The organism is Teichococcus deserti (assembly GCF_001982615.1).
In the GTDB taxonomy this organism is placed as follows: Bacteria; Pseudomonadota; Alphaproteobacteria; order Acetobacterales; family Acetobacteraceae; genus Pseudoroseomonas; species Pseudoroseomonas deserti.
The window spans coordinates 1-3127 of record NZ_MLCO01000406.1 but is presented as its reverse complement, the minus strand read 5'-3'; the positions used below and the strand labels follow the sequence as shown (position 1 = coordinate 3127).

3 protein-coding genes are annotated in these 3127 nt (G+C 70.9%); all 3 read left to right on the top strand.

Going from position 1 to position 3127, the window contains the following annotated elements; translation table 11 throughout:
* The coding region (locus tag BKE38_RS28115; RefSeq protein WP_131829764.1) for an EAL domain-containing protein at positions 1-1408 on the top strand (1408 nt) is incomplete at its 5' end.
* Positions 1409-1476: 68 nt separating this feature from the next.
* Positions 1477-2679, top strand: coding sequence for a CaiB/BaiF CoA transferase family protein (locus tag BKE38_RS28110; RefSeq protein WP_076960456.1), 1203 nt, complete (start codon positions 1477-1479; stop codon positions 2677-2679).
* Positions 2680-2740: 61 nt separating this feature from the next.
* On the top strand, positions 2741-3127 hold a 387-nt coding region (locus BKE38_RS28105), incomplete at its 3' end, for an alpha/beta fold hydrolase (protein ID WP_242662606.1).

Below are 3127 nucleotides of genomic sequence, written 5' to 3'. Positions count from 1 at the left end.
TGTCAGCTCGCTGCGCGCCATGCAGCGCGAGCTGGAGTTCAGCGCCCTGCACGACGCGCTGACCGGCCTGCCCAACCGCCGCAAGTTCGAGGCGGTGCTGGTCGAGGCGGTCGATTCGGCGCGCGAGCGCGGCCTCGAGCATGCGCTCTGCTTCATCGACCTCGACCGCTTCAAGATCGTCAACGACACGGCGGGCCACGCGGCGGGCGACGCGCTGCTGCGGGTGGTGGCCGGACTGCTGTGCCGCGAGCTGAAGCCGAACGACCTGGTGGCCCGGCTCGGCGGCGACGAATTCGCCATCATCCTGTTCGACCGCCCGGCGGAGGCCGCCATGGCCGAGCTCGACCGGCTGCTCCACGCCATCGCCGCGGTGCCCTTCCTCTGGGAGGGGCGGGCCTATCCGATGACCGCCAGCATGGGGGTGGTCGCCATCACTGCCGGCTCGGAAACGCGCAACACGGTGATGAAGCAGGCCGACGTCGCCTGCTACGCCGCCAAGCATGCCGGGCGCAACCGCATCATCGCCTATGCCCAGGACGCCCGCGAGGGCGCCGCCCGGCACCGCGAGATCATCATGGCGGCGGAGCTCCGCGAAGCGCTGCGCGAGAACCGCTTCCGCCTGCATGCCCAGCGCATCGCCGCCATCCGCCCCGGGGGCCACGCGCATCACGAGCTGCTGCTGCGGATGGTCGCGCGCGATGGCAGCCTGGTCTCGCCCGCCCTCTTCATCCCGGTCGCCGAGCGCTACGACCTGATGGCCGAGATCGACCGCTGGGTCCTGGCCGAGGTGCTGCAGCGCCGCGCCCCTGCCTTGGCCGCCGTGCCCGACCTGGCGCTGGCCATCAACATTTCCGCCAATTCCCTGAACGACCCCGGCTTCCTCGCCTTCTTCCTCGGCCTGCTGGAGGCCTCGGCGCTGCCGCCGGCAGCGCTGACGCTGGAGATCACCGAGACCGCGCTCGTCAGCAACATCGACCAGGCGCGCGGCATCATCGACCGCATCCGCGCCCAGGGCTGCCGGGTGGCGCTGGACGATTTCGGCGCGGGGCTCTCCTCCTTCGGCTACCTCCGCGCCTTCCGGGTCGACGGCCTGAAGATCGACGGCACCTTCATCCGCAACCTGCCCGACAGCCCGATCGACCTGGCCATCGTCCGCTCGATCACCCGCATCGCCCGCGAGATCGGCGCGGCGACCGTCGCCGAATTCGTCGAGGACGCGGCGATCCTGGACCTGCTGGCCGGCCTCGGCGTCGACTGCGCCCAGGGCTATGCCATCGACCGGCCGCAGGAGCTGGACGCGCTGCTGCCGCAATGGCTGGCCGCCGGCACCGCGGGCGGCGGGCGCGGCGGCCCCGGGGCGGCGCCGGCGCGCGGGCCGGGTGGCGGGATCGCCGCGAATCTGGCTTGATGCGCGGCCGCCCCGGGGTGAAACCCGGGTGTCACCGGTGACGAACGAGAAGACCAAGGAACGAATTGATGACGGAACCGACCGGCCCGCTGAAGGGCCTGCGCGTGGTGGATCTGACCCGGGTGCTGGCAGGCCCCACCTGCACGCAGATGCTGGGCGACCTCGGCGCCGACGTCATCAAGATCGAGCGCCCCGAGGCCGGCGACGACACCCGCGCCTTCGCGCCACCCTATGTGCCGAAGACCAAGGAGAGCGCCTATTTCGTCGGCGTGAACCGCAACAAGAAGTCGCTGACCGTCGACATCGCCCAGGCCGAGGGCCAGGCGATCGTGCACAGGCTGCTCGAGAACGCCGACATTTTGGTCGAGAATTTCAAGGTGGGCGCCCTGGCGAAGTACGGCCTGGGTTGGAACGAACTGAAAGAAAAGTACCCGAAGCTGATCTACTGCTCGATCACCGGCTTCGGCCAGACCGGCCCCTATGCGCCGCGCCCCGGCTATGACGCGCTGATCCAGGCGATGGGCGGCGTCATGTCGCTGACCGGCGAGCCGAAGGGCGAGCCGCAGAAGGTCGGCATCCCGGTCGCCGACCTCTTCGCCGGCCTCTACGGCACCATCGGCATCCTGGCAGCGCTCCGCCACCGCGAGGCGACGGGCCAGGGCCAGCAGATCGACATCGGCATGCTCGACACCCATGTCGCCTGGCTGGCCAACCAGGGCATGAACTACCTGGCGACCAGCGAGAACCCGCCGCGGCTCGGCAACCAGCACCCGAACATCGTGCCCTACCAGGTCTTCCCGACCGAGGACGGCTACATGGTGCTGTCGATCGGCAACGACCCCACCTTCGAGCGCTTCTGCAAGAATTTTGCTCTGGAGCACCTGCTGGCGGACGAGCGCTACGCGACCAACGCGGCCCGCGTCGGCAACCGGGCGCTGGTCACCGAGACGCTGACGGCGGTCACCAGGACCAAGCCGACCAAGGTCTGGATCGAGGCCCTGGAGGCCCTGAAGATCGGTTGCGGTCCCATCAACACCTTGAAAGAGGTCTTTGCCGACCCGCATGTGGTGGCGCGCGACATGGTGGTGCGCATGCCGCATGCCTCGGGCGAGGAGGTCACCGTCATCGCCAATCCGGTGAAGCTTTCGGCGACGCCGCCGGACTACCGCCTGGCGGCGCCGGTGCTGGGCCAGCACACCGACGACGTGCTGGCGGGGCTCGGCTACGACGCCGAGGCGATCGCCGCGCTGCGCAAGGGCGGCATCGTCTGATGACCGCGGGGAAGGGGGTGTGACCACGTCCTTCCCCGGGCCCCGGCCGGGGGCGATCCGCGTGCCCCTGCCGCCCGGTCGCCTCGTCATGGGCGCCGTCGACCTGCGCTGGGTGGAATGGGGGCCGCCCGACGGCGCCCCCGTCCTCTGCCTGCACGGGCTGTCGCGCAACGGTCGCGACTTCGACCCGCTGGCCATGGCGCTGGCCGCCGGGGGCCACCGCGTCCTCTGCCCCGACATGCCCGGCCGCGGGATGTCCTCCTGGCTGGCCGATCCGCGGCTCTATGCCGTGCCGACCTATGTGGCGCTGCTGCAGCCGCTGCTGCGCGGGCTGGGGCGGCCCTATGACCTGGTCGGCACCTCGATGGGCGGGCTGATCGGGCTGGGCCTGGCCAGCCTCCCCGGCCAGTCGCGCCGCCGCGCCAGCCTGCGGCGCCTGGTGCTGAAC